This is a genomic window from Jannaschia aquimarina (genome assembly GCF_000877395.1).
In the GTDB taxonomy this organism is placed as follows: Bacteria; Pseudomonadota; Alphaproteobacteria; order Rhodobacterales; family Rhodobacteraceae; genus Jannaschia; species Jannaschia aquimarina.
Map to the genome: position 1 here is coordinate 112,254 of NZ_JYFE01000041.1, position 24,122 is coordinate 136,375.

Sequence of the window (24,122 nt, forward strand, 5' to 3'; positions counted from 1 at the left end):
TCCGGACCTCCGCATCGGAGGTCCCATGCTTTTGCTGACCTGTCCTCATTGCGGACTCGCAGTCGAGGAAACCGAGCTTTCGCCCGGCGGCGAAGCGCATCTCAAGCGTTTCGGTCCTGGATCGGACGAAGACGCGTTCGAGGAATACCTTTTCCTACGCGACAATCCGAAGGGGCCGACGCTGGAGCGGTGGCGACACAGCTACGGTTGCGGCAAGTGGTTCATCGCGGCGCGTGACACTGCGACCAATCGGGTCTTTGGAACCTATCCGGCACAGACTGGCGGGCCGCCCGACTGGATCGTCAAGGCGATGGAGGCGGTGCGATGACGTCCCGGCTCGGAGACGGTGGGCGGTTGATCAATCGGGCCCGGCCTCTGGGTATGCGGTTCGACGGGCGGTATATCCGTGCGTTCGAGGGGGATACGCTCGCATCCGCGCTGCTTGCCAACGGTCACCTCTTGATGGGGCGCAGCTTCAAGTATCACCGCCCCCGGTCGGTCGTCGCGTCCGGTTTGGAGGAGCCCAACGCCTTGCTGGGTGTCGGTGAAGGGGCGGCGTTCACGCCGAACGTTCGGGCGACGACCGCCTTTGCGGAAGACGGGCTCACGATGACGTCGCAGAACGCTTGGCCATCGTTGGAAACCGATATCGGCGTGGTGAACGACTGGGCGGCGCGTTTCCTACCGGCCGGGTTCTACTACAAGACGTTCATTCACCCGCGTCCGCTCTGGAAGCACCTCTTCGAGCCCGTCATCCGCAAGGCAGCCGGACTGGGTGCCGCCCCGCAGGAGCAGGATCCGGACCGCTACGAATATACCTACGCCTTCTGTGACGTTCTGATCGCCGGTGGCGGCATCGCGGGACTGGCCGCCGCACTGACCGCAGGACGCCGGGGTGAGCGTGTGATGCTGGTTGAACAGGCGGCGCATTGGGGCGGTCGCGCGGTGGTCGACGGGGCTGAAATCGACGGCCAGACGGCGGCGGATTGGGTGAAGGACGCTCTGGAAGCCCTGGAAAAGATGGAGAATGTGTCTCTCCATCTCGAGACGCAGGCGTCGGGCGTCTACGATCACGGGTATGTCCTGCTGACCGAAGCGCTGAAAGGCGCCGGTCCCGCCGAGCGGGTCTGGCGTGTCCGGGCCGGCCGGATTGTCGCGGCGACCGGCGCGCTCGAGCGACCGCTTTCTTTCGCGGGAAACGACGTTCCCGGCGTGATGCTCGCCTCGGCAGTTCGGGACTATATGGTCAATTACGGTGTCTCGCCCGGCGACCGGACCGTCATCGTGACGAACAACGATGACGGCTACCGCACTGCGATCACGCTTCTGGATGCTGGTCTCCATGTTCCGGCCGTGATCGACGCGCGGGATGGTGCGGACAGTGCCCTGATCCGCGCCGTGCGGGATCGCGGCGTGCGCATTCACGAAGGACGCGGGATCGCGAAGGTCCTGGGCCGGAACCGGGTGAAGGGCGTGGCAATCTGCCTCCAGGCTGGCGAAGGGGCCGTCTTGCAGGAAATCGCCTGCGATTGCGTGGCGATGTCCGGCGGCTGGTCGCCGGTCGTGCATCTCTGGTCTCATTGTGGAGGCAAGCTGAACTGGGATGACGCCCGCGCGATGTTCCGTCCCGACCCGGACCGCCCGCCGCTCGGGGCGGACGGCACGGCAATGGTCACATGCGTCGGCGCGGCAAGCGGCGCCCTCTCGCCGGCCGAGGTTCTTGCGACCGTGGACGGCGCCCCCGAAGCCGCCACGGAAGAGTGTGCACCGATCAAGCCGGTCTGGCTCATGCCGCAGGGGGCCGGGCCGGAGCTGCGCGCGAAGGCCTTCCTCGACTTCCAGAACGACGTGAAGGTCTCGGATGTGCGGCTCGCGGCGCAGGAAGGGTTCGAGAGCGTCGAGCACACCAAGCGCTACACGACGCTGGGCATGGCGACGGACCAGGGTAAACTGTCGAACATCAACGGTCTCGCCACCCTGGCCGGCGCATTGGACGCGCCGATCCCTCAGGTCGGGACGACGACATTCAGGCCCCCTTACACGCCGGTCACTCTCGGCGCGCTGGCGGGCGAAGCGCGGGGCGAGTTGTTCCAGCCTCTGAGGAAGACGCCGATCCATGGCTGGCACGAGGCGCACGGCGCCCATTGGGAGCCCGTTGGACAGTGGCGGCGTCCCTATTGCTACCCGAAGGGCAAGGAAAGCCAAGAGGATGCCGTCGCACGCGAGGTCCGCGCGACACGCGAGGGGCTCGGCTTGCTGGACGCTTCGACGCTGGGCAAGATCCTCGTCAGCGGGCCGGATGCCGGGCGGCTCGTCGACATGCTCTACACCAACATGATGAGCAACCTGAAGGTCGGACGCTGCCGCTACGGGCTCATGTGCGACGAGAACGGCTTCCTGATGGATGACGGGGTCGTCGCGCGCATCGCGGAAGATCAGTGGCTTTGTCACACGACAACCGGTGGGGCGGACCGCATCCACGCATGGATGGAGGATTGGCTTCAGTGCGAATGGTGGGACTGGAAGGTCCATGCCCTCAACCTGACGGAACAGTTCGCGCAGATCGCCGTTGTGGGGCCGAAAGCCCGCGCCGTGCTGGAGGAATTGGGCGGCCTTGACGTGTCGAAGGAGGCGCTTTTGTTCATGGGCTGGGTCGACGGGACCTTGGCTGGCCACGATGTGCGGGTGTTCCGCATCTCCTTCTCCGGGGAGTTGTCCTACGAGGTTGCCGTGCGGGCCTCGGAGGGTCTTGCCCTGTGGGAGAAGCTGCACGAGGCAGGCGCCGCGTTCGGCGTGACCCCCTATGGCACCGAGGCGCTGCATGTGATGCGGGCCGAGAAGGGCTTCATCATGATTGGCGACGAAACCGACGGCACGGTCATTCCGCAGGATCTTGGCCTCGACTGGGCCATTTCGAAGAAGAAGGACGATTTTCTTGGCAAGCGGGGACAGATGCGCACTCATCTGACCGATCCGGACCGCTGGAAACTCGTGGGGCTCGAAACCTTGGACGGGTCTGTCCTGTCGGACGGGGCGTACGCTGTCGACGATGGCACGAATGCCAACGGACAACGGAAAGTACAGGGGCGGGTCACCTCGACCTACCATTCGCCGACCCTCGGGCGTGGCATCGCGATGGGCCTCGTGCGCCGGGGCCCCGAGCGGATGGGTGAGGTTCTGACCTTCACCGCCCCGCGCGACGGACGCGTGGAGGCCCGCATCGTCGATCCGGTCTTCTACGATCGCGAGGGAGAGAGGCAGGATGTCTGAGATCACCCGCGTCACCGATCTGGGGATGATCACCCTTCGAGGCGATCTGGCCACGCTGTCCGGGGCCGTAGAGGCGGCCACCGGGTGCGACGCACCCGACACGCGGATGATGACCGCTTCGGGCGATTTTCGCTGTCTGTGGATGTCGCCGGACGAGCTGCTTGTGACCTGCCGACGGGATGACGCCTCGGAGCTCGCGCGCCGGCTCTCGGCCGCTCTCTCGGATGGTTTCGCGACGGTCGCTGAAGTGACGGACGCGCGTGCGGTCTTCGACGTGAGCGGCCCGCACCGCGCTGCGGCACTTGCCAAGCTGATGCCGGTCGACTTTGCCGCGCTGGCCGAGGCAGAGGTGCGACGGACCCGGCTGGCGCAGGTCGCGGCGGCGTGCTGGGACGAAGGGGATCGCTATCGTGTGGTCTGTTTCCGGTCGGTTCAGGACTACGTGGAGGCCGCGCTCCGGAACGCGGCCCGTGGGCCGTTTCCGGCAGCTTTCAGGGCTTGACCCTCGCCGAAACCGGGCGACATGAAGCGCAGCGCAACTTCAAGGAGTCCACGACATGGCTTTCGATCTTCCGGATCTTCCGTACCCCCACGATGCCCTCGCTTCGAAGGGGATGTCGAAAGAGACCCTCGAATACCACCACGATCTTCACCACAAGGCCTATGTCGATAACGGCAACAAGCTGATCGCCGGCACCGAGTGGGAGGGGAAATCCCTCGAAGAGATCGTGAAGGGCACATACGATAGCAGCGCGGTGGCCCAATCCGGGATCTTCAACAACATCAGCCAGCTTTGGAACCACAACCAGTTCTGGGAGATGATGGGTCCCGGCGAAAGCGCGATGCCCGGAGAGCTGGAGAAGGCGATCACCGAAAGCTTCGGCACCGTCGAAAAGTTCAAGGAAGAGTTCGCGGCCGCGGGCGCCGGCCAGTTCGGTTCCGGCTGGTGCTGGCTGGTCAAGGACACCGACGGCGGCCTGAAGGTGACAAAGACCGAGAACGGCGTGAACCCGCTCTGCTTCGGGCAAACGGCTCTGCTGGGCTGCGACGTGTGGGAGCATTCCTACTACATCGACTACCGCAACAAGCGCCCGGCCTATCTCCAGAACTTCGTCGACAATCTCGTGAACTGGGAGAATGTCGCGTCCCGGATGTGAGGCGACAGACCGATCTGAACGGAAAGGGGCCCGGGCGGGCCCCTTTTGCGTCGGGAACCCTGCTTTCCACCGCGCGTTCGTCCTTTGAACCTATCAAGGAGGCGAGCCATGACGGAACGTGTGCGTTCGAAGGACGGATCCCGCGAAACCGATGACTACATCGAGGACATGCCCAAGACCCCCGATCATCAGGGGCGCCAGGGCGGCGATATCGCGCGGGAAGTCGGGACGCGGGACGCTCTTCTCCGCGCCAATACGCAAGGTGCGCGCGGCGTGACGCGGATCGGGAAGACCAACGAGGTCCAGGGCGGCAACAGGAACGGTGAGGGCCCTGCCGAGATGAACCATCCGGAGGACCGCGAATGACCAGGCTGACGAACGGTACCCTGGTCGTCGTGACGGACAGCGAGAAAGCGCTGTTCCTCATCAACAAGACCGACGACGAAAACCCGCATCTGGAAGTGGCCGGCAAGAAAACCGAAGACAACCCGCCGGACCGAGAGCAGACCGAAAACCGTCGGGGCCGCGTCCAAGAGAGCCACGCGCCAGGCAGCCGGGCCTACGACGAGACCGATTTTCATGAGCTTCAGAAAGAGCGCTTTGCCTCCGATCTGGCGGACAGGCTCTACAAGATGGCCCATGCAGGTGAATACGATCGGCTGGTCCTCGTCGCGTCTCCGCAAGTTCTGGGCGTCGTCCGGGACGAGATGCACAAAGAGGTTGCCGACCGGCTGGTTGCGACGATCGACAAGACGCTGACAAACCATCCTCTTGGCGAGATCGAACGTATCGTGGCGGAAGATCTTCACGAGGGATCCAGCGCCGCGTAGCCGCAAAAGAGTGAGCTTGAAATAATGCCCGCCGGTCTGACCGGCGGGCTTTTTCGTGGGCAAGGGATCACGCAGCCTCACTTTTGCGAGGCGCCGCGCCATCTCTTTTGACCGGATATGTCAGGCTTGCTACCTTTCCCGCCGGGGAACGCAGCGCGGCAGTGCTGTTCGTGGAAAGGGTCGGGTATGGCCGCACGTATGGGAATTCTGGCCGGCATCGTCGTGGCGGGCGCCATCGGGTTCGCTGTCCTCTACGGTCTGCCGGAGCGTCTGACCCCTCAAAGCACAGAAGGCCGCGACCCGCCCGTTCAAGCGGCGGAGCCGAAACGACCGGCAGCCCCCGAGACAGCCGAACAGCCGGCACAGGAAGAAGCCTCAGCCGACCCCGCACCCGTTCTGGAGATCGTCCGCGTCGAGGCAGATGGTGCTGCAATCGTTGCGGGCCGCGCCGACCCCTCGTCGGAGGTTCGGATTTTATTGGACGGATCGGAGATCATACGCGCACCGGCCGACGTTGACGGGAATTTTGTCGCCTTCCTAACACTGCCCGAAAGTACCGTGCCGCGGATCATCACCGCCGAGGTCGAGCGGGGGGACGGAAGGACCGTCCGCGCGCGGGACAGCGTGATCGTCGCGCCCCCCGCGCCCAGAGAGAAGGACGACAGGGACGTCGCATCCGCACCGTTGACCGCGCCGCGTGTCGCGGGCCCGACGGCCGGGGCCGCACTGTCACAGCCGCAGGGGGCGGAACCCATGGATGCGGCAGTATCGGAGCCTCCGGCAGAGACGGCTGGCGGCGATCCTGTGCCTGACACCACCAAGCCAAGCGCCTTGATCGAGACCGCGGCCGTCGACGCACCGGACCGGGGCCAAACCATCGACGCGCGGCCCGTTGAGGCCCCAGAGGGCCGAATGACGCGGGAGGCGGCCTCCGTGCCGCCCGACGAGGCTTTGGCCCCAGTGGACAGCCTGCAGACTGCGTCAGGGACCGCTCCGGAGGCGCCTCGCGTCTTCCGCGCCGGGGCCGACGGTGTGCGTGTGCTGTCGGCAATCGAGAGCGAGGCGCCCCCCAAGGAGGTCCGGATCGACGCGATCAGCTATGACGACACGGGAGACGTGCGCGTGACCGGGCGCGCGAAGCCGTCCGCGCGGGTCCAACTCTACCTTGACGGCGAGGCGATCGGTGAGACCAGCACCGTGGATCCCAGCGGCCTCTGGGACAGTGCCCTCGCCGATGTGAAGCAGGGGGTCTATACCCTCCGCATCGACGAGATAGACGAGGCGGGATCGGTTCGGTCCCGGGTGGAGACACCATTCGAACGCACGGCGCCCGAGATCGTCGCAGCCGCGGCGAACCGGGGAGAGGGCGTGTCTGTCGTGACGGTCCAGCCGGGCTTCACGCTGTGGGCGATCTCCGAAGGCTATTTCGGAAGCGGCGTCAACTACGTCCAGATTTTCGAGGCCAACCGCGACCTGATCCGGGATCCGGACCTGATCTATCCGGGGCAGGTGATCACGCTTCCAACGGCCGGCGCGGATCGCTAGGTAGCCATTCCCGACCGCAGGCCATAGGGTCCGCCAGATGCGGCGCAGCCAGACCCCCGATTCCGAAAGCGCAGCCGGCGGATGGTCGATCATCCGCCGTGTTCTGCCGTATCTCTGGCCGGACGGTCAGGCCTGGGTCAAACGTCGGGTGGTTCTTGCCCTCCTCGCATTGGTCCTGGCCAAGGTCGTGGCCGTCACGACACCGTTCTTTTACAAGGCGGCCGTCGACTCGCTGACGCCCGACACGCCGACACCGGCCTGGGCCCTGGGCATGGGCGCACTTGCCCTGACCGTCGTCTATGGCGGGGCCCGGGCGCTGAATGTCGGGTTCCAGCAACTCCGTGACGTGATCTTTGCCCGGGTGGGGCAGCGCGCCCTCCGCAGGCTTGCCGCTCAGACGTTCAGGCACATGCATCGGCTGTCGATGCGTTACCACATCAGTCGTAAGACGGGCGGGCTCAGCCGGATCATCGAGCGGGGCGTCAAGGGCGTCGAATTCCTGCTCCGCTTCCTGCTCTTCAGCATCGGGCCGCTGATCCTCGAATTGTCGATGATCGCGGTGATCCTCGCGATCGTTTTCGACTGGCGGTACCTCGTCGTCGTTCTCGGCACGATCGCGGTCTATGTGGCGTTCACCTTCAAGGTTACGGAATGGCGGGTCCGCATCCGGCGGGAAATGAACGAGCAGGACACGGATGCGAACCAGAAGGCCATCGACAGCCTGCTGAATTTCGAGACGGTCAAGTATTTCGGAGCCGAGCAGCGCGAGGCGCAGCGCTACGACGGCGCGATGGAGAAATACGAGCAGGCAGCGCTCAAGACCGCGTGGTCACTGGGCGCGCTGAATTTCGGTCAGACGCTGATCATCACGACCGGGCTGATCGCCGTGATGGGCATGGCGGCCGTGGGCGTCGAGCGCGGCACGCTGACGGTTGGCGATTTCGTGATGGTGAATGCCTACATGATCCAGATCACGATGCCCCTCAACTTCCTGGGGACGGTCTATCGAGAGATCCGGCAGGCGCTCGTGGACATGGGCGAGATGTTCGGGCTTCTCGAACAGCCGGCGGAGATAAAGGATCGCCCGGACGCCGAGCCTCTGCGGGTCACGGAAGGTCGCGTCCTCTTCCGGAACGTGGAGTTTGGCTACGACGCGGCCCGGCCGATCCTGCGCGATCTGACCTTGGAGGTCGAGCCGGGACAGACCGTCGCCGTGGTCGGGCCGTCCGGGTCGGGCAAGTCGACGCTCGGCCGGTTGTTGTTCCGCTTCTACGATGTCGGCTCCGGGGCGGTTCTGATCGACGGGCAGGACATTCGCGAGATCACGCAGGAAAGCCTGCACGAGCAGATCGGGGTCGTTCCGCAGGACACCGTCCTCTTCAACGACACCCTTCGCTACAACATCGCCTATGGACGCCCCGATGCGACCTTCGCCGAGATCGAAGCCGCCGCCGCAGCAGCACAGATCGGCAGCTTCATCGACGGTCTGCCGGACGGCTACGAGACGACGGTGGGCGAGCGTGGCCTCAAGCTGTCCGGTGGAGAGAAGCAGCGAGTGGGCATTGCCCGCACTCTCCTGAAGGACCCGCCGATCCTGATCCTCGACGAGGCGACCTCGGCACTGGACTCCGAGACGGAGCGCGAGATCCAGGATCAACTGCGCGCCATGGCCAAGGGGCGAAGTGTCATCACGATCGCGCACCGTCTGTCGACCGTCGTCGATGCGGACCGGATTGTCGTATTGGAGGCAGGCGTGATCGTCGAAGAGGGCCGCCATGCCGACCTGTTGGCGCGGGGTGGCCGCTATTCCTCGATGTGGGCGCGTCAGGCCGAGGAGGCCGATGCGGCCTGAGATCCGCGTCGGGACCTCGACGCGGGGCAGGCAGTTGGATACGGCGCGACACATGGAACCGCTCTCCGTCTTTTTGGCCGCTCCGGCCGGTCTTGAGCCGCAACTGCTGGACGAGGCGCGCGAGATCGGTCTGAAGGGGCCGAAGGCGGTCTCCGGGGGCGTCGAATGCGACGGCGGCTGGGAAGCGGTTCGCCGCGCCAACCTGCGCTCTCGGATCGCCTCGCGGGTTCTGGCGCGCATCGCGCGGTTCGATGCGCGCGGCTTTCCGGCCCTGATCGCTGGCTTTCGCGCAATCGACTGGTCCGCATGGCTGCCCGCCGGCGTCGGCGTGACCGTCGACGCGACGTCCGTCCGTTCCCGCGCCAGTCACGGCGGCGCCGTCGCGAGGCATCTCGGCGAAGCTTTGGCCCGGAGCGGGACCGAGGCCGGGGACGACTTCCGCATCCTGGCCCGGCTCGAACGCGACATCTGCACAATATCGCTCGACACATCGGGGGAGCCGCTGCATCGCAGGGGCTACAAGCAGCGGGTCAATCGCGCTCCGCTGCGAGAGACGCTTGCCGCGGGGTTTCTGAGGGCGGCGGGCTACCGGGCCGGCGAACCTCTCCTCGACCCGATGTGCGGCTCGGGCACTTTCGTCATCGAGGCGGCGGAGATTGCGCGCGGACTTCGACCGGGGCGGATGCGCGGTTTCGCATTCGAGCGATTGCCCTCCCACGATGCAGGCCGTTGGGATGCGCTGCGCGCGATGGACGCGGTCAATTTGTCGATCCTGAAATGCCATGGCTCCGACCGGGATGCAGGAGCCGTGCAGATCGCCAAAGAGAACGCCGCGTCGGCCGGCATGTCCTGTTCATTCGAATGTCGGTCGATTTCGGATGTCGTTCCGCCGGAAGGCGCAGCCGGCCTGGTCATCACCAACCCGCCCTATGGCACGCGGATCGGAGATCGCCGGCTAGAGCCGCTCTACGGGACCTTCGGTCGGATCATGCGGGAGAGGTTCGGCGGGTGGCGGATCGCCATGGTGACAAGCGAGGACGGGCTCGCCCGCGCGACGGGTCTCGATTGGGATGCCCCCGGGCCGTATGTCGACCACGGGGGCTTGAAGGTGAGGCTTTGGCAGACAGCGCTCTAACCGGGCCTAGGACGCCGCTTTCAACTTGTGAGCGAGGCTTTCGATATCGTCGTGCGGCACACGCGGAATGATCCGATACGCGGCGTTGACGAAGCAGAAGAATGCGAAGCCCAATAGACCGATGCAGATCGCGACGACAAGAAGGTTCCCGAAGGGCTGAGAGGCGAGCCAGTCGAAGGCCGCGCCCAGACCGCCGGCGGGCGCCTCGCTGGCACGCCAGGCCGCAATGGCGAGGAAGCCTCCGATGATGAGGATCAGAAGGCCGTTGCACATCACGCCCGCGCGCAGGGCCCAATCGTAGTTGCGGGTGAATTCGTTGGCGGCGAGCTTTTCGCGGTATTTCGCCTTCCATCCCTTCAGGATGTAGTAGATCCCGCTGCCGATCGTGCAGGTCGCGGCGAAGCCCACGAGCCAGCGCCCGCCGGGCCAGTCAAGAACGGCGCCGACCGCGCGGGACACGGTGTCTTCTTCACCGCCGCCCGACGAGAGGCCGAGGCCCAGTGCGAGCGAGAGAGCAAGTGCCGCGATGGCTCCGTGGATCAGGCCGGTCACGATCATCCCGGCCCGCGACACCAGACCTTCGGCATCGTCGCCGTATTCCTCGAGATCTTCGGCCGCATCGATCCCGCGCCAGATCGTGTAGGCGAAGAGGCCGATCGCCACGAACCAGAGGACGGCGACACCCCAGCCGCTGTCAGAGAGCGATCTCAAGGCCGATCCGGTCCCTTGTGCCTCGCCTCCGCGCCAGATCGCCCAAAGCGAAAGGCCGGCAACGGCGAGATACGTGACACCTCGGCCGGCATAGCCGGCGCGCATGACGGGAATTGCCCAGCGATAGTCTGACATAGCGGTCTCCAGCAGGTATACCGGATGAACGCAGCCCGCGGCTCGCAGGTTCAGTCGCTATTCGGCGGCGATCTGGATCACCGGTTCCATCGAGGCGAAGTCCTCTTCGGACAGATGGCACTTGATCTGATGGCCATCGAAGTTCCGCATCGGAGGCACCTCCGTCTCACAGAGCGCGCCCGGGACCTTTTCCTTCCACCGGCATCGCGTCTGAAACGGACAGCCCGGCGGCGGGTTCATCGCGGACGGAATGTCGCCTTCGAGCACGATCTGCTTCTTGACGACGTGCGTGTCCGCGATCGGGACCGCCGACAGCAGCGCCTCGGTATAGGGATGGTAGGGCGGCGCGAAGACCTCTTCGGTCGTGCCGAGTTCGACGACATGGCCAAGATACATGACCATGATCCGGTCGCTGAGATAGCGGACGATCGAGAGATCGTGGGAGATGAACAGGAGCGTCGTCTTGTGCTCGCGCTGGATCTCCATCAGCAGGTCCGTCACCGCGGCTTGCACGCTGACGTCTAGCGCGCTGACAGGTTCGTCGGCGACGACGATCTTGGCGTCCCCAGCAAAGGCGCGGGCAATGCCCACCCGCTGCTTCTGTCCACCGGAAAGCTGGCGCGGCATCCGATCGGCGAATTCGCGGGGGAGCTTTACGAGATCCAGAAGCTGTAGCATCCGCTGCCGTCGGTCGTCGTCGCTGTTGCCGTAATCGAAGACCTCCAGTGCCCTGGTGATCTGCCGTCCGACCGTCATGGACGGATTGAGCGTATCGAAGGGGTTCTGGAACACCATCTGCACGTCGGAGACCTGCGACGGACCTCGATCCTCGATCGGCTTGTCCTGGATCTCTTCGTTGCCCAGAGTGATCGTACCGTCCGTCGCCGTCTCCAGCCCCATCAGCATCTTGGCGAGGGTGGACTTGCCGCAGCCGGACTCTCCAACGATTGCCAGTGTCTCGCTCTCTCGGGCTTCGAAATCGATGGTCTCGTTCGCCTTGACGACGCGTGCCTCACCGCCGCCGGTCAAGGCGTTTGCGGCGACCTCGTAATACTTCTTCAGGTTCGACACCTTCAGGACCGGAGCGCCCGGTGCCGGAGCAGGTGGCTTGTCGGATGCCTCGGGCGGGGCATCCCAGTCGATCTCTTCGAAGCGGACGCAGCGTGAATTGTGCCCGGGGCCCGCATCGCGCATCGGGATCGGCTGTGCGTCGCAGCGGCCGGCTTCGAAATAGTCGCAGCGGGGGCCGAAATTGCAGCCGGGCGGACGCTCATGGGGCAGGGGGAAGTTGCCCGGGATCGCCACGAGCGGGCGGGCCGTCTTGTTCGCACTCGGCAGAGGGATCGAGCGAAAGAGGGCCTGCGTATAGGGGTGCCGCATCCGGTCGAAGACTTCGGCGATGGCGCCATCCTCGACCGCTTCGCCGGAATACATCACGCAGACCCGATCGCAGGTCTCGAGCACGAGACCCAGATTGTGCGAGATGAACAGCATCGAAGTGCCGTATTTGACGCCCAGTTCCTTCACGAGTTCGACGATGCCGGCCTCGACCGTCACGTCGAGCGCGGTGGTTGGCTCGTCCAGGATCAGAAGCGACGGTTTCGACATCAGTGCCATCGCGATGACGATGCGCTGCTGCTGGCCGCCGGAGAGCTGGTGCGGATAGGCGTCGAGGATGCGCGCCGGATCCGGCAGCTTGACGTCCGTGACGGTCTGGAGCGCCATGTCGTAGGCGGCCTGTTCGTCGGCGCCATCGTGCAGGATCGGGACCTCCATCAGCTGCTTCCCGATTTTCATGGCAGGATTCAGAGAGGCCATGGGTTCCTGGTAGATCATGGCGATCTCGTTGCCGCGGATATCGCGCAGTTCGGCCTGGGACATCTCGGCCAGATCGCGGCCCTTGAACTTGATCGTGCCGCCGACGATCCGTCCGTTCACGCCGAGATCCTGCATCACGCCGAGCGCGACCGTGGATTTGCCGCAGCCCGACTCTCCGACCAGCCCCACCGCTTCACCCGGTTGGACGCTGACGGAGAAATCCATGACGGCCGGGATCTCGCGCAAGCGGGTGAAGAAGGAGATCGAGAGACGGTCGATCTCGAGGATGGGGCCGTCGTAGTCGGGGTTCTGTTTCATGTCTGTCTCCGGGTGGAGAGCGCCGGGGGGCCAGCCCCCCGGACCCCCCGGGATATTTTCAGCAGGATGAGAGGCAGGACTGCCTCAATCCCGCAGGCTTTCTTCGCGCAGGCCGTCGGCCAGGAGGTTGAGGCCGAGGACGAGGCTCAGGAGGGCGAGCGCGGGCGCGATGGCCGGGTGCGGGTAGATCGAGAGGAGCTTTCGGCCCTCGTTGATCGTCGATCCCCAATCTGGGCTCTCTGGCGGAAGGCCGAGGCCGAAGAAGCCGAGCGTCCCCAGCAGGATCGTGGTGTAGCCGATGCGGAGGCAGAAATCGACAATGAGGGGGCCGCGGGCATTGGGCAGGATTTCCCACAGCATGATGTACCAGGGCGTCTCGCCCCGTGTCTGCGCGGCGGCCACGTAGTCACGTGTCTTGATGTCGAGCGTCAGGCCGCGGACGATGCGGAACACGGTAGGCGAGTTCACGAAGACCACCGACACGAATACCACGAGGATGCCGCCGGGAATGTTGAAGAAGTCCAAAGGCCAGAAGTCGATCGGCGTATCGTCGGCGTTGATGACCGAAAGGTATACCAGCGCCATGGGCGTCAGGACGAGCGCGAGCAGAAGCCAGGCGCGGTTGGGTTGGGTGCGATACCGGCTCCAGATCAGGACGCCCATGAAGACGAGCGGCGCGAGGAACAGCACCATCGCCATGTAGGCGGGGAGGCCCGTCTGGACGATCTCCGGCGTCACGAGAAGGTAGAAGAGCAGGATCACCGGGAAGGCGAGGATCAGGTTCGCAAGAAAGGACAGGACGGTGTCCAGCTTGCCGCCGTAATAGCCAGCGGGCAGGCCCAGGGTGATCCCGACCATGAACGCGAAGAGCGTGGCGAAGGGCGCGATCACGATGACGATGGTCGACCCGGCCACCATCCGCGCGAACACGTCACGGGCCAGCGTATCGCCGCCGAGGAGGTAGAACGGATAGCCCCCGTCTTCGGTCAGGGGCGAGCCGGGCGGCTCGTTCTTCATGCCCGACACCTGATTGAGCGGGTCGGAGGTGTAGATCATGTCGAAGACGCCACCAAAGATCGCGGTGAAGACCCAGAACATGACCAACCCGAAGCCGATCATCCCGATCGTCGAGTCGAAGAGCTTGCCGTAGAGCCCGAGGCTCCGCTTGAACCAGATCGAAGCCGCGAAGAGCGCGACGAGCGACAGCCAGACCGGGGTGAAAGCGCGCATCATTCCGCCGATGATGCCAGCCCCCTGCCATCCGAGCGCGATGCCTCCGACGATGTAGGCGACCAGCGTTCCGATGAGCGCGTAGAGCGCGTTTTGCTGTGCCCGTCCCACGAGGCCCGGCAAACCTTCTGCCATTGCGGCAGTGCCATCGGGGTTCACCGTGATGCGGGGCGTCGGTGTCACGAACGAGGCAAGGATCGCGAATACGGTCGTCACTGCGAGCGCGAGGGTCGCAATCCCGAGCAAGGGATCCAGAATGTCTCCGAGTTCGCCTGTCCAGGTCAACGGTTCCATCTCAAGCGATCCTGATGCGGGGGTTCAGGTAGACGTAGCCGATGTCGGAAATCAGCTGCGTGACGAGAACCACGATGACGGAGATGATCGAAACGCCCAGCAGCAGTTCGATATCGTTGTTGCCGGCCGCCTGAACGAGCGTCCAGCCTATGCCCTTGTAGTTGAACAGTGTCTCGACGATCACGACGCCGTTCAGGAGCCAGGGGAATTGCAGCATGATCACCGTGAAGGGGGCGATCAGCGCGTTGCGCAGGGCGTGCTTGAGGACGATGTCGCGGAATGCCACGCCCTTGAGGCGGGCGGTCCGGATATATTGGGCGGTCATCACCTCCGTCATGGACGCTCGGGTCATGCGGGCGATGTATCCCATCCCGTACAGCGCGACCGTCAGAACGGGGAGCGTGAAGTTCTCGAAGGTGATGTTCTCCATCGCCGAGGTGGCGGTCCCCTTGAACCACCGCAGACCGACCGCCGAGGATGCAAAGACCGCGATGAAGATGACGCCCGACACATATTCCGGGGTCGCGGTCGTCGCGATGGAGACCGTCGACAGGGACCGGTCGAGCTTGGAGCCTTCCCGCATGCCCGCGAACACGCCCAGAAGCAGAGCGCCGGGCACCATCACCACCGTAACCCAGAACATCAGCTTGGCCGTCTGCCATCCACGCTCTGCGAGGATGTCGAGCACGTCGGAGCGGAAGACGGTCGAGAACCCCCAATTGCCCTGAAGCACACCGCAGTAGCGGCCGACTTCGTCCGGCTCTTCTCCGGGGCGGGCGCAGCGGTTGAAGACGATGGCACCGTCGTCGCCAGTCCGGACATAGGCCGGCGCGACGCCAAGCCACCGGGCGTACTTCAACGGCATCGGATCCAGGTAGCCCCGGTTGTCGAGCCAGGACACGACCTGATCGTCGCTCATCCTCGCATTGGCTTGCGTTTTCGCCAGCTTTTCGAGGTTCGGATAGAGGTTCGTCAGGAAGAAGACGATGAAGGTCAGGCACAGTGCCGTCAGCACGATGACCCCGAACCGTCTCAGAATGAACAGGCCCATTCGCCCCCCGATGGTCTGTATTCTTTGGCCCGAAGGCAGAAGGGCAGGGGCCGCCGGCCCCCGCCCGGATCAATCGCTCAGGCGGCGAGGCCCCATTTATACATCTGCGGAAGGTACGCGATGTGCATGTCGAGGCCGACCAGGCCGGGCCGCGAGTGGCGGTAGAGCGACCGCCAGTACGGCTGGATCGTGACGCCCTCGTCGATCACGATCTGCTGGATGCGGCCCATCACTTCGCGCCGGGCATCGGCGTCGGCGATCGAGTTGGCTTCGGCCAGCAGGCTGTCGAACTCGGCATTCGAGAAGCCGAACTCGTTCCAAGCGACCCCCGACTTGTAAGCCAGACCCAATACCTGCGTTCCGAGCGGACGGTGGTTCCAGTTCGTCGAGGAGAAGCTGTACTTCGTCCAGTCGTTCCAGAAGGTCGAACCCGGCAGGATCGTGCGCTTCACCTGGAACCCGGCGTCACGCAGCTGGGCCGCGACGGCATCCGTCGTGTTCCGGCGCCAATCGTCGTCGATGGAAAAGAGCTCATGCTCGAAATCCATCATCCCCGCCTCTTCCATCAACGCGCGGGCGCCGTCGGGATCGTAGGGGATCCGGGTGACCGACGGGTCGTGCTCCGGGTGGATGGGACCGACATGGCAGTTATCCGCCGTGACGCCCTGACCGGCATTGCCCAGTTCCAGAAGGACCGCGTTGTCACAGGCCATGGCGAGAGCCCGGCGGACGCGCGCATCCTCGTAGGGGCGCATGCCGTCGACTTCGGCCAATTGGTTCGGGCGGATGACGATCGTCGATCCGGTCGCGATCTCGGACTTGTCCCAACCCAGCGAGTCGAAGATCTCGACGAACTCTCCGACATTCTCGTAGATCGTGTCGACTTCCTCGGCTTCGGCCGCGGCCACCCAGGCGGAGGGATCCGTTCCGTAATCTATGTATTCGATCCGATCCAGATAGGCGCCCTTGCCGGCGGCAGCGCCCCACCATTCGTGATCGGGCCGACGAACCAGAACGGACTTCACGCCCACTTCGTGGCTTTCGGACATGTAGGGACCCGTCCCGATCTGCTGGCCGAGAATATCGCCCGGATCCTGGTCGGGATGGATGATGTGCGCCGGATAGTCGGCAATCCCGGGAATCATCGTGATGTCGGGGACGTTCAGGTTCAGGCGCAATGTCAGGTCGTCGATCACCTCGATCGCGCCTTCCGCCGCCTGACCTGTTTCCTCGTCGATGATCGAGGCGACCCGTGCCGCCATCGAGTTCCCTTCCGCATCCCGTTCGGCCCAGCGGCGGAAATTGTGCGCGACGTGTTCGGCGGTGAACAGATCGCCGTTCGACCACGCGACATTCGGGCGGATACGAAGGGTGTAGACGGTCGCGTCATCGTTCACGTCCCAACCGTCCAGCAGGAAGCCTGTGAACGTACCGTCGGAATTGTATTCCACCAGATGTTCCAGCCAGCCACCGGCGACATACGACATCTGGGTCCAATCGAAGGTGCGCGGATCCTTCAGGGCGCGCACTTCCATCTGCATCCGCAGCGTGCCGCCCTGTTGCGCATGAGCATCCGCGCGGGCCGGGGTGGCGCCGATCAGGGCATAGGCCGCCGGCACGCTCACGCCGAGCGCGGTCGCCCGGGTCAGGAACTCACGGCGGTCCATAAGGCCCGCCTTGTGCTCCTCGGCAAACATCACGGCACCCGGATGCAGGTTCTCTGTATCGGTCATGTTTCTCCAACTCTCCCTGTGGCGGACGGGCCCGTTTTTCAGGCCGCACCGTTGGGCTCGGACGAGGGTCCAAACCGTTTCCGCAAACATTGGGGCGGGTTTGCACGATGGCGTCAACAGCACAAATCGACTTGACGAGGTCAAAATGCGACATGACGTGGGGAAAGATGTGTCGCTTTCTGACCGCTTCGAAGGGCTATCGGCGCGGCCTCAGAACGTCCGCGCATTCACTCGAACCCAGCCCTTCATCCGGTTCCGGAACCACGTGCGCTGCCGCTTGGCGTATTGGCGGGTCGCGAGGATCGCGGCGTCGCGCGCCTGATCCAGGCCGGCCTCCCCGTTCAGATATCCGACCAGTTCCGCTGCGCCGATCGCGCGCGCGGCGTTCAGTCGCGGATCCCATCGCGGCAGGATCCTTCGCACTTCATCCAGTGCACCAGCCTTGAGCATCGTGTCGAAGCGGAGGGCGATGCGCTCGTCCAGCCAGTCGACGGGCGCCTCGATCACGATACAGGTTGCATCCTGCAAGCGCAGCAGCGGAGGCGGGGTTTCGGCCTGCCATGCCCTGATCGACCGGCCGGTTGCCCGTTTGACCTCCCACGCCCGCAGGACGCGCATCGGATTGGAGAGGTCGAGGTCGGCGCGCACGTCCTCATCCAATTCTTCGGCAAGACGGGACAGGCCGATGTCTTCCAGCCGCGCAATTGCTTCTTCCCGGATCTCCGCCGGGATTGCCGGGATATCCGCCAGCCCCTCCGTCAGAGCGCGGAAATAAAGGCCGGTCCCGCCGACGATGATAGGGCGGGGTCCGCCAAGCAGGGGGGCGACATCCCTGAGCCAATCGCCCGTGGAATAGGCCCGCTCCCACTCGACATGGCCATAGAGGACGTGAGCTGCCCGAGCTTCGTCCTCGGCGCTTGGCCGTGCGGTCAAGACCCGCCAATCCGCAAAGACCTGGAGCGCGTCCGCATTGATGATCCGGCCCCCACGCTTGGCGATCCGCATGGCAAGCCCCGATTTCCCGGAGGCTGTCGGGCCTGCGATCAGGACGGGGCGGTTCTGAGGTATCGAGTCCAACAATTCCAATATCCTAGGGCCCGTCCTTCATGTCACTCGGCAACCATTGAGGTAAGCGGCCCCGCAGCGGTTGCCGAGATGGGGGTATTCTGGCACACGTCGCTCCGCAACGATGGGGGCAGGCCATGCAGGACACCGCAACGCAAAGCGACCCGCGCCCCACCCATTCCCGCGTGATGCTCAAGATCAGCGGCGAGGCCCTGATGGGAGATCAGGGGTTCGGGCTGCATCCCCCCACCGTGGAACGGATCGCGCGAGAGGTGAAGTCGGTCCACGATCTGGGTGTCGAGATCTGCATGGTCATCGGCGGCGGCAACATCTTTCGCGGTCTTCAAGGGTCGGCTCAGGGGATGGAACGGACCACGGCCGACTACATGGGCATGCTGGCCACTGTGATGAATGCGCTGGCCATGCAGGGCGCGCTCGAAACGCTGGGCCTGCATACGCGGGTCATCAGCGCGATCCCGATGGATCAGGTCTGTGAGCCTTACATCCGGCGTCGCGCCGTCCGCCATCTGGAGAAGAAACGAGTCGTGATCTTCGCGGCCGGCACCGGCAACCCCTATTTCACGACCGACACGGCCGCGACCCTTCGTGCGTCCGAAATGTCCTGCGAGGCGATTTTCAAGGGCACGAAGGTCGATGGCGTCTACGACAAGGACCCCATGAAGCACGACGACGCCGTGCGTTACGACAGCATCACCTACGACGAGGTTCTCCAGAAGCACCTCAAGGTAATGGATGCGTCGGCCATCGCGTTGGCCAGGGAGAACCAGCTTCCGATCATCGTCTTCTCGCTGGATGAACCGGGCGGGTTCCGGTCCATTCTTCGTGGCGAGGGCACGTCTACACGGGTCGAGGGGTAGCGGATCGCCTCTCGTCTGCCCGGTGATGCCGCTCGACGGCGCCTTCGACGATCGGAGCGGCCTAGGCGGCCTCGACCTGCGATGGAGGCTTCGCTCCCCTGACAGATAAGAAAATTTCGTGGAGCTTTGCGCTCGATGCCTTACTGACCAGCCGGCTTAGCCGGAGAGGGCAGTGCACCGGGCGACAGAGGATTCCAAGACACAGTTCGGAAACCCACCCGGCCGGCTGACGCTTTGCATCGCGCGGTGCGCCGGATATAGCCACGTCAATGGAATAAGAAAGACCTCCGAATGTCCGACGATTTCGACCTCGACACCGGCGATCTGGAACGCCGCATGGATGGGGCCATGGCCAACCTGCGAACGGAGTTCGCGTCGCTGCGAACCGGCCGGGCCAGCGCATCGATGCTCGAACCGGTGATGGTCGATGCCTACGGCTCGCCGACGCCGATCAACCAGGTCGGCACGGTGAACGTGCCGGAGCCGCGGATGGTCACGGTCAATGTCTGGGACAAGGGACTTGTCGGGAAGGTCGAGAAGGCGATCCGTGAAAGCGGGCTCGGCATAAACCCGCAGCTGAACGGCACGATCATCATGCTGCCGATCCCGGAACTCAACGAAGAGCGGCGGCGCGAACTCACGAAGGTCGCCGGCCAATATGCAGAGAGCGCCCGTGTCAGCGTCCGCAACATCCGCCGTGACGGAATGGATCAGATCAAGAAGGGCGATCTGCCGGAAGACGAACGAAAGATGTGGGAACAGGAGGTCCAAGAGATGACCGACCGCCACATCAAGGCGATCGACGACGCCCTCGAGACGAAGCAGGGCGAGATCATGCAGGTCTGACGGCCTGCCTCCGCCGATCCGGAAGTGCGGTCCGGGGAAGATGACGGCGAACCCCACCAACCCCAGACTTCACCCGGAAGGAACCTGCAGATGGCCAACCAGACATCGCCACGGCACGTCGCGATCATAATGGACGGAAACGGCCGCTGGGCCGAGATGCGGGGACGCCCTCGGTTGCTCGGTCACCGCGCCGGTGCCAAGCGGGTCCGCGAGATCGTCGAAGCCTGTCCCGACCTCGGCGTCGAGTACCTCACGATCTTTGCCTTCTCGACCGAGAACTGGAAGCGGACCCAGGAAGAGGTTTCGGGTCTGATGCGCCTTTTCCGGACCTACATCCGGAAAGAGGCACAAGATCTGCTCCGGCGCGGCGTGCGGGTCCGATTCATCGGCGACCGCCTTCGGCTCGATGCCCAATTGCGCCGCCTAATGGACGAACTCGAAGCGCTGACCGCCCACAATACGCGCGTGAACCTGACCATCGCGCTGAATTACGGTGGCCGCGACGAGGTGGCGCGGGCGACCAAGCGGCTGGCGCGCGATGTGGCGGACGGCAAGCTCGACCCCGAAGGCATCAGCGACGAGACGCTGCCCCGTTATCTGGATACCTGCGTCTTGCCCGATCCGGATCTCGTGATCCGGACTTCGGGCGAAGCCCGGATCTCGAACTTCCTTCTCTGGCAATCGGCCTACGCGGAATACGAGTTCGTCGACACGCTCTGGCCCGATTTCACCGAGGCCTGTTTCCGGGAGATCATGGGGCGCTTCGGCGCCCGTGACCGCAGGTTCGGAGGCATCAAGTCCGCATGAGCGAGACGGATCCGCGACACGAGCGGGCGGACCCCGCGCGCCCGGAAGCGGAAGAAGAGGAGCCGCCGCTCTTCCAGTTCGAGATGCAGGATCCGATCGAGCCCGCGCTGGCCGGGCGGTTCGAGGATCTCGCTCCACGGCTTGTGACCGCGTTGCTGCTCCTGGCGGTCGGACTCGCGTCGATCTGGATCGGCGGCCTCTTCTTCACGGCGCTGATCTCGCTGGCGGTCGGGCTGATGATCTGGGAACTCGCCACGATCGTGCGGACCGGACCGAGGCGCGCGATGCTTCTGGCCGGAACCGGGGGCGTCACCCTGTTCCTGTCGAGTGTCCTGCCTGTCGGCTTCGGCCTGCCGCTCATGATGCTCGTGCCGATGCTGGCGATCGCCGTCATCCGCAAGCATCGGCGGCTCATGGTCTTCTTTCCGACCGCGATCATGCTGGCCGGCCTCGCGCTGACTGAGCATCTGACGAATTTCGGCTTCTGGTGGATGATCTGGCTGATCCTCGTCGTCATCGCGTCCGACGTGATGGGGTATTTCGCCGGACGGATGCTTGGCGGTCCGAAGTTCTGGCCTCGCGTCAGCCCCAAGAAGACGTGGTCCGGGACCATCGCCGGCTGGGTTGGCGCCGGAATCGTGGGCTTGATCTGGGCGATCTGGATGGATGCGGGCTGGGAAACCATCGGCATTTCCGTCGCGCTCGCGATGATGGCGCAGATGGGCGACATCGCTGAATCGGCGGTCAAGCGGCGGTTTGGCGTCAAGGACAGCTCGAACCTCCTTCCGGGACATGGCGGGCTCTTCGACCGCTTCGATGCCATGCTCGGCGCTGCCCTCATGCTTCTGGTAATCGAGTCCGTGGCCGAGTTCCCGCCGATCCCTGGGGTCTGACATGCGCCGCCGCGTCAGCATCTTCGGAGCGACCGGGTCGATCGGGCAGTCCACGCTCGACCTCATCGGGCGGGAGCCGGACCGGTACGAGGTCGTCGCGTTGACGGGGGCGTCGAACATCGTCCGGCTCGCGGAGGACGCGATCAGATTGCGTGCCGAAGTCGCGGTGACGGCCGACGAGGACCGGCTGCAGGACTTGCGGGACGCGCTGTCCGGCACGGGTATCGAGGCGGCGGCGGGGCAGGGCGCTTTGATCGAGGCCGCCGACAGGCCGACCGACTGGGTCATGAGCGGGATCGTCGGCTTCGCCGGTCTCGCACCGGGCCTGAGGGCACTCCGCCATGGCGGCACTCTCGCGCTTGCTAACAAGGAGAGCCTGGTCTGCGCCGGTCCGATCCTGCTGGCCGAGGCGCGGCGGCACGGCGCGACCGTTCTTCCTGTGGATAGCGAGCATTCCGCGCTGTTCCAGGCCCTTGTCGGCGAACGCATGGATACAGTCGAGAAGGTCATCATCACCGGCTCCGGGGGCGGTCTGCGCGACTGGCCGCTGGATCGTCTGGCCTCCGCAACGCCCGAAGAGGCCGGGACCCATCCGAACTGGGACATGGGCCAGCGGATCACGATCGATTCCGCCACGATGTTCAACAAGGCGATGGAGCTGATCGAGGCGCACGAACTGTTCGACCTTCCGTCCGACAGGATCGAGACGGTCATCCATCCCCAAAGCCTGATCCACGCGCTGGTCCAGTATTCGGACGGAGCGCTGATGGCCCATATGGGCACGACCGACATGCGTCATGCGATTGGCTACGCGCTGAACTGGCCGGACCGCCGGCACCTTCCGGTCGAACGTCTCGACCTGCCCCGCATCGGCCGCCTGGATTTCCGCGCCCCGGATCCGGCGCGCTACCCGGCGATCGACCTCGCCTGGCGGGTGATTGAGACCGGTGGCCTGTCCGGAACGGCCTTCAACGCGGCAAAGGAAATGGCGCTCGACCTCTTCATCGGGCGGTCGATCCGCTTCACGGATATGGCGCCATTGGTCGCGCGGACCATGGATGCGCTCGAAAGCCGCCTTGAAGCTGACGCGATCACGCTCGATATGGTGCGGGACATGGATGCGCGGGCCCGCGAGACGGCTCGACGTCTTGGTGAGCAGGCGATGGCGACGAGGTGAGCATGGACGCTGCGGGAGTGATCTTTCAATTCGGCAGCGTGATGTGGACTTTGCTGGCCTTCATCGTCGCGATCTCGATCATCGTCGCGGTCCATGAATACGGCCATTACATCGTCGGACGCTGGTGTGGCATCAAGGCGGATGTCTTCTCGATCGGCTTCGGGCCGGTCCTTCTGAAGCGAATGGACAGCCGTGGGACGCAATGGCAGCTCGCGGCGCTTCCGCTTGGCGGTTACGTCAAGTTTCGCGGCGACGCCAACGCGGCTTCGGTGGGTGACGACGGCACCGTGGCCACGATGTCGGCAAGCGAACGTGCCGAAACGATGACCGGCGCGGCCCTGTGGAAGCGGGCCGCCACAGTCTTCGCGGGGCCTGCGATCAACTTCCTTCTGACGCTCGTCATCTTCGCGGCATTCGCCCTGTTTACCGGTCGCGCGACCGATGACGCCGTCGTTGGGGACTACGTGGCTCTGCCAGCAGACGTGCCCACGCTCGTCCAGGGCGACGAGGTGCTGGCCGTCGAGGGGACGCCCGTCGGCTCGCTCACGGACATGCATGAGCAGCTCAAGGACGTGTCGGATCAGGCGACGGTCACCTACACGGTCCTGCGCGATGGCGCGGAACTCGAAGTCGAGGCCGCGCCCGCTCTTCCGCCGCGCGCCGGATCGGTCGAGCCGCGCTCGGCCGCCTGGCAGGCCGGCATTCGGCCGGGCGACCTCATCCAGACGGTTGACGGCTCTCCGATCCATTCGTTCCGTGACCTGCAGAACGTCGTCGCGGCGTCCGAAGGAGCGACACTCGAACTTGAAGTCTGGCGCCCGGAAGAGGGGATGCTGCCCCCGGTCGCGCTGAACCCGCGCGAATCCGCCAGACCGGCAGAAGACGGTGGGTTCGAGAACAAATACCTGATCGGTATCGGCGGAGAGCTGGCGTTCGCCCCCGCCACGGAATGGGTCGGGCCGTTCTCGGCGATCGCGCACGGCGCGACGCAAACCTACGACATCGCGGCGACGTCGCTTTCGGCTCTCAAGCACATCCTCATCGGGACGATCAGTACCTGCAACCTCTCCGGACCGGTCGGGATCGCGCAGGTATCCGGGGCCACAGCCTCGCTGGGGGCAGAGAACTTCATCCTCTTCATCGCCATCCTGTCGACCGCGGTCGGGCTGCTGAACCTCTTTCCGATCCCCGTACTCGATGGCGGGCATCTCGTGTTCTATGCCTACGAGGCGGTGCGCGGCCGGCCTCCGTCGGACAACGCGGTAAAGGTCCTCATGACGGCTGGGATCACCCTGATGGCGGCGCTCATGATCTTCGCGCTGTCGAATGACCTCTTTTGTCCGGGTGGCCTGCTGGCGCGGTAGTCGGGAAGACTAA

Annotated in this window: 21 protein-coding genes; 15 read left to right on the top strand and 6 right to left on the bottom strand. The window is 64.8% G+C overall.

From position 1 onward, the window contains the following. Positions 1-25 precede the first annotated feature (25 nt). The 9 genes from jaqu_RS11120 (at position 26) to jaqu_RS11160 (ending at position 9,789) form a co-directional block, all read left to right on the top strand. Positions 26-328 (top strand): sarcosine oxidase subunit delta, encoded by a 303-nt coding sequence (locus tag jaqu_RS11120; protein ID WP_043919042.1) that lies wholly within the window; start codon positions 26-28, stop codon positions 326-328. Then, a complete protein-coding gene (locus tag jaqu_RS11125; RefSeq protein ID WP_043919043.1) occupies positions 325-3,270 on the top strand; it encodes a sarcosine oxidase subunit alpha family protein in 2,946 nt (981 codons plus the stop codon). Before jaqu_RS11120 ends, jaqu_RS11125 begins: the two co-directional genes overlap by 4 nt. After that, complete coding sequence (locus jaqu_RS11130; RefSeq protein WP_043919044.1) at positions 3,263-3,772, top strand: sarcosine oxidase subunit gamma; 510 nt, start codon at positions 3,263-3,265, stop codon at positions 3,770-3,772. The genes jaqu_RS11125 and jaqu_RS11130 overlap by 8 nt, the downstream gene beginning before the upstream one ends. A 55-nt stretch (positions 3,773-3,827) precedes the next feature. Then, positions 3,828-4,427 carry a superoxide dismutase gene (locus jaqu_RS11135; protein ID WP_043919045.1) on the top strand — a complete coding sequence of 200 codons (600 nt, stop codon included), beginning with the start codon at positions 3,828-3,830 and terminating at the stop codon, positions 4,425-4,427. Between the two features lie 108 nt (positions 4,428-4,535). Continuing rightward, positions 4,536-4,793 carry a hypothetical protein gene (locus jaqu_RS11140; RefSeq protein ID WP_043919046.1) on the top strand — a complete coding sequence of 86 codons (258 nt, stop codon included), beginning with the start codon at positions 4,536-4,538 and terminating at the stop codon, positions 4,791-4,793. After that, entirely contained in the window at positions 4,790-5,257 is a 468-nt protein-coding gene (locus jaqu_RS11145; protein WP_043919047.1) for a host attachment family protein, read from the top strand. The genes jaqu_RS11140 and jaqu_RS11145 overlap by 4 nt, the downstream gene beginning before the upstream one ends. Before the next feature lie 186 nt (positions 5,258-5,443). Further along, positions 5,444-6,802, top strand: a complete 1,359-nt coding sequence (locus tag jaqu_RS11150) for a LysM peptidoglycan-binding domain-containing protein (protein ID WP_043919048.1) — start codon at positions 5,444-5,446, stop codon at positions 6,800-6,802. A gap of 37 nt (positions 6,803-6,839) precedes the next feature. Beyond that, positions 6,840-8,654 carry an ABCB family ABC transporter ATP-binding protein/permease gene (locus tag jaqu_RS11155; RefSeq protein WP_043919049.1) on the top strand — a complete coding sequence of 605 codons (1,815 nt, stop codon included), beginning with the start codon at positions 6,840-6,842 and terminating at the stop codon, positions 8,652-8,654. A gap of 52 nt (positions 8,655-8,706) precedes the next feature. After that, positions 8,707-9,789: a THUMP domain-containing class I SAM-dependent RNA methyltransferase gene (locus tag jaqu_RS11160; protein ID WP_043919175.1), complete on the top strand. Its 1,083-nt coding sequence runs from the start codon at positions 8,707-8,709 to the stop codon at positions 9,787-9,789. Between the two features lie 6 nt (positions 9,790-9,795). On the opposite strand, the gene jaqu_RS11165 is transcribed toward jaqu_RS11160, so the two are convergent. From jaqu_RS11165 to miaA, 6 genes are all read right to left on the bottom strand, one after another. Continuing rightward, entirely contained in the window at positions 9,796-10,635 is an 840-nt protein-coding gene (locus tag jaqu_RS11165) for a DUF1206 domain-containing protein (protein ID WP_043919050.1), read from the bottom strand. A gap of 57 nt (positions 10,636-10,692) precedes the next feature. Continuing rightward, on the bottom strand, positions 10,693-12,771 hold the full coding sequence (locus jaqu_RS11170; RefSeq protein ID WP_043919051.1) for an ABC transporter ATP-binding protein: 2,079 nt from the start codon (positions 12,769-12,771) through the stop codon (positions 10,693-10,695). An 84-nt stretch (positions 12,772-12,855) separates the two neighbouring features. Next, positions 12,856-14,295, bottom strand: coding sequence for an ABC transporter permease (locus jaqu_RS11175; protein WP_043919052.1), 1,440 nt, complete (start codon positions 14,293-14,295; stop codon positions 12,856-12,858). Position 14,296: 1 nt separating this feature from the next. Then, positions 14,297-15,346, bottom strand: a complete 1,050-nt coding sequence (locus jaqu_RS11180) for an ABC transporter permease (RefSeq protein ID WP_043919053.1) — start codon at positions 15,344-15,346, stop codon at positions 14,297-14,299. A gap of 77 nt (positions 15,347-15,423) precedes the next feature. After that, positions 15,424-17,079: an ABC transporter substrate-binding protein gene (locus jaqu_RS11185; RefSeq protein ID WP_043919054.1), complete on the bottom strand. Its 1,656-nt coding sequence runs from the start codon at positions 17,077-17,079 to the stop codon at positions 15,424-15,426. A gap of 210 nt (positions 17,080-17,289) precedes the next feature. Continuing rightward, entirely contained in the window at positions 17,290-18,165 is an 876-nt protein-coding gene (gene miaA, locus jaqu_RS11190) for a tRNA (adenosine(37)-N6)-dimethylallyltransferase MiaA (protein WP_316243064.1), read from the bottom strand. 116 nt (positions 18,166-18,281) lie between these two features. Between miaA and pyrH the strand changes: the two genes are divergently transcribed. From pyrH to rseP, 6 genes are all read left to right on the top strand, one after another. Further along, positions 18,282-19,022: a UMP kinase gene (pyrH, locus tag jaqu_RS11195; protein ID WP_043919056.1), complete on the top strand. Its 741-nt coding sequence runs from the start codon at positions 18,282-18,284 to the stop codon at positions 19,020-19,022. A 291-nt stretch (positions 19,023-19,313) separates the two neighbouring features. Then, the gene (gene frr, locus jaqu_RS11200) at positions 19,314-19,868 is read left to right on the top strand and encodes a ribosome recycling factor (RefSeq protein ID WP_043919057.1); all 555 of its coding nucleotides are present in this window, start codon (positions 19,314-19,316) and stop codon (positions 19,866-19,868) included. 90 nt (positions 19,869-19,958) lie between these two features. After that, a complete protein-coding gene (gene uppS, locus jaqu_RS11205; RefSeq protein ID WP_043919058.1) occupies positions 19,959-20,675 on the top strand; it encodes a polyprenyl diphosphate synthase in 717 nt (238 codons plus the stop codon). After that, complete coding sequence (locus jaqu_RS11210) at positions 20,672-21,568, top strand: phosphatidate cytidylyltransferase (protein WP_236687839.1); 897 nt, start codon at positions 20,672-20,674, stop codon at positions 21,566-21,568. The genes uppS and jaqu_RS11210 overlap by 4 nt, the downstream gene beginning before the upstream one ends. A gap of 1 nt (position 21,569) precedes the next feature. Then, positions 21,570-22,745, top strand: a complete 1,176-nt coding sequence (gene dxr, locus jaqu_RS11215; RefSeq protein ID WP_043919059.1) for a 1-deoxy-D-xylulose-5-phosphate reductoisomerase — start codon at positions 21,570-21,572, stop codon at positions 22,743-22,745. Positions 22,746-22,747: 2 nt separating this feature from the next. Beyond that, on the top strand, positions 22,748-24,109 hold the full coding sequence (gene rseP, locus jaqu_RS11220) for an RIP metalloprotease RseP (RefSeq protein ID WP_043919060.1): 1,362 nt from the start codon (positions 22,748-22,750) through the stop codon (positions 24,107-24,109). Positions 24,110-24,122: the final 13 nt, after the last annotated feature.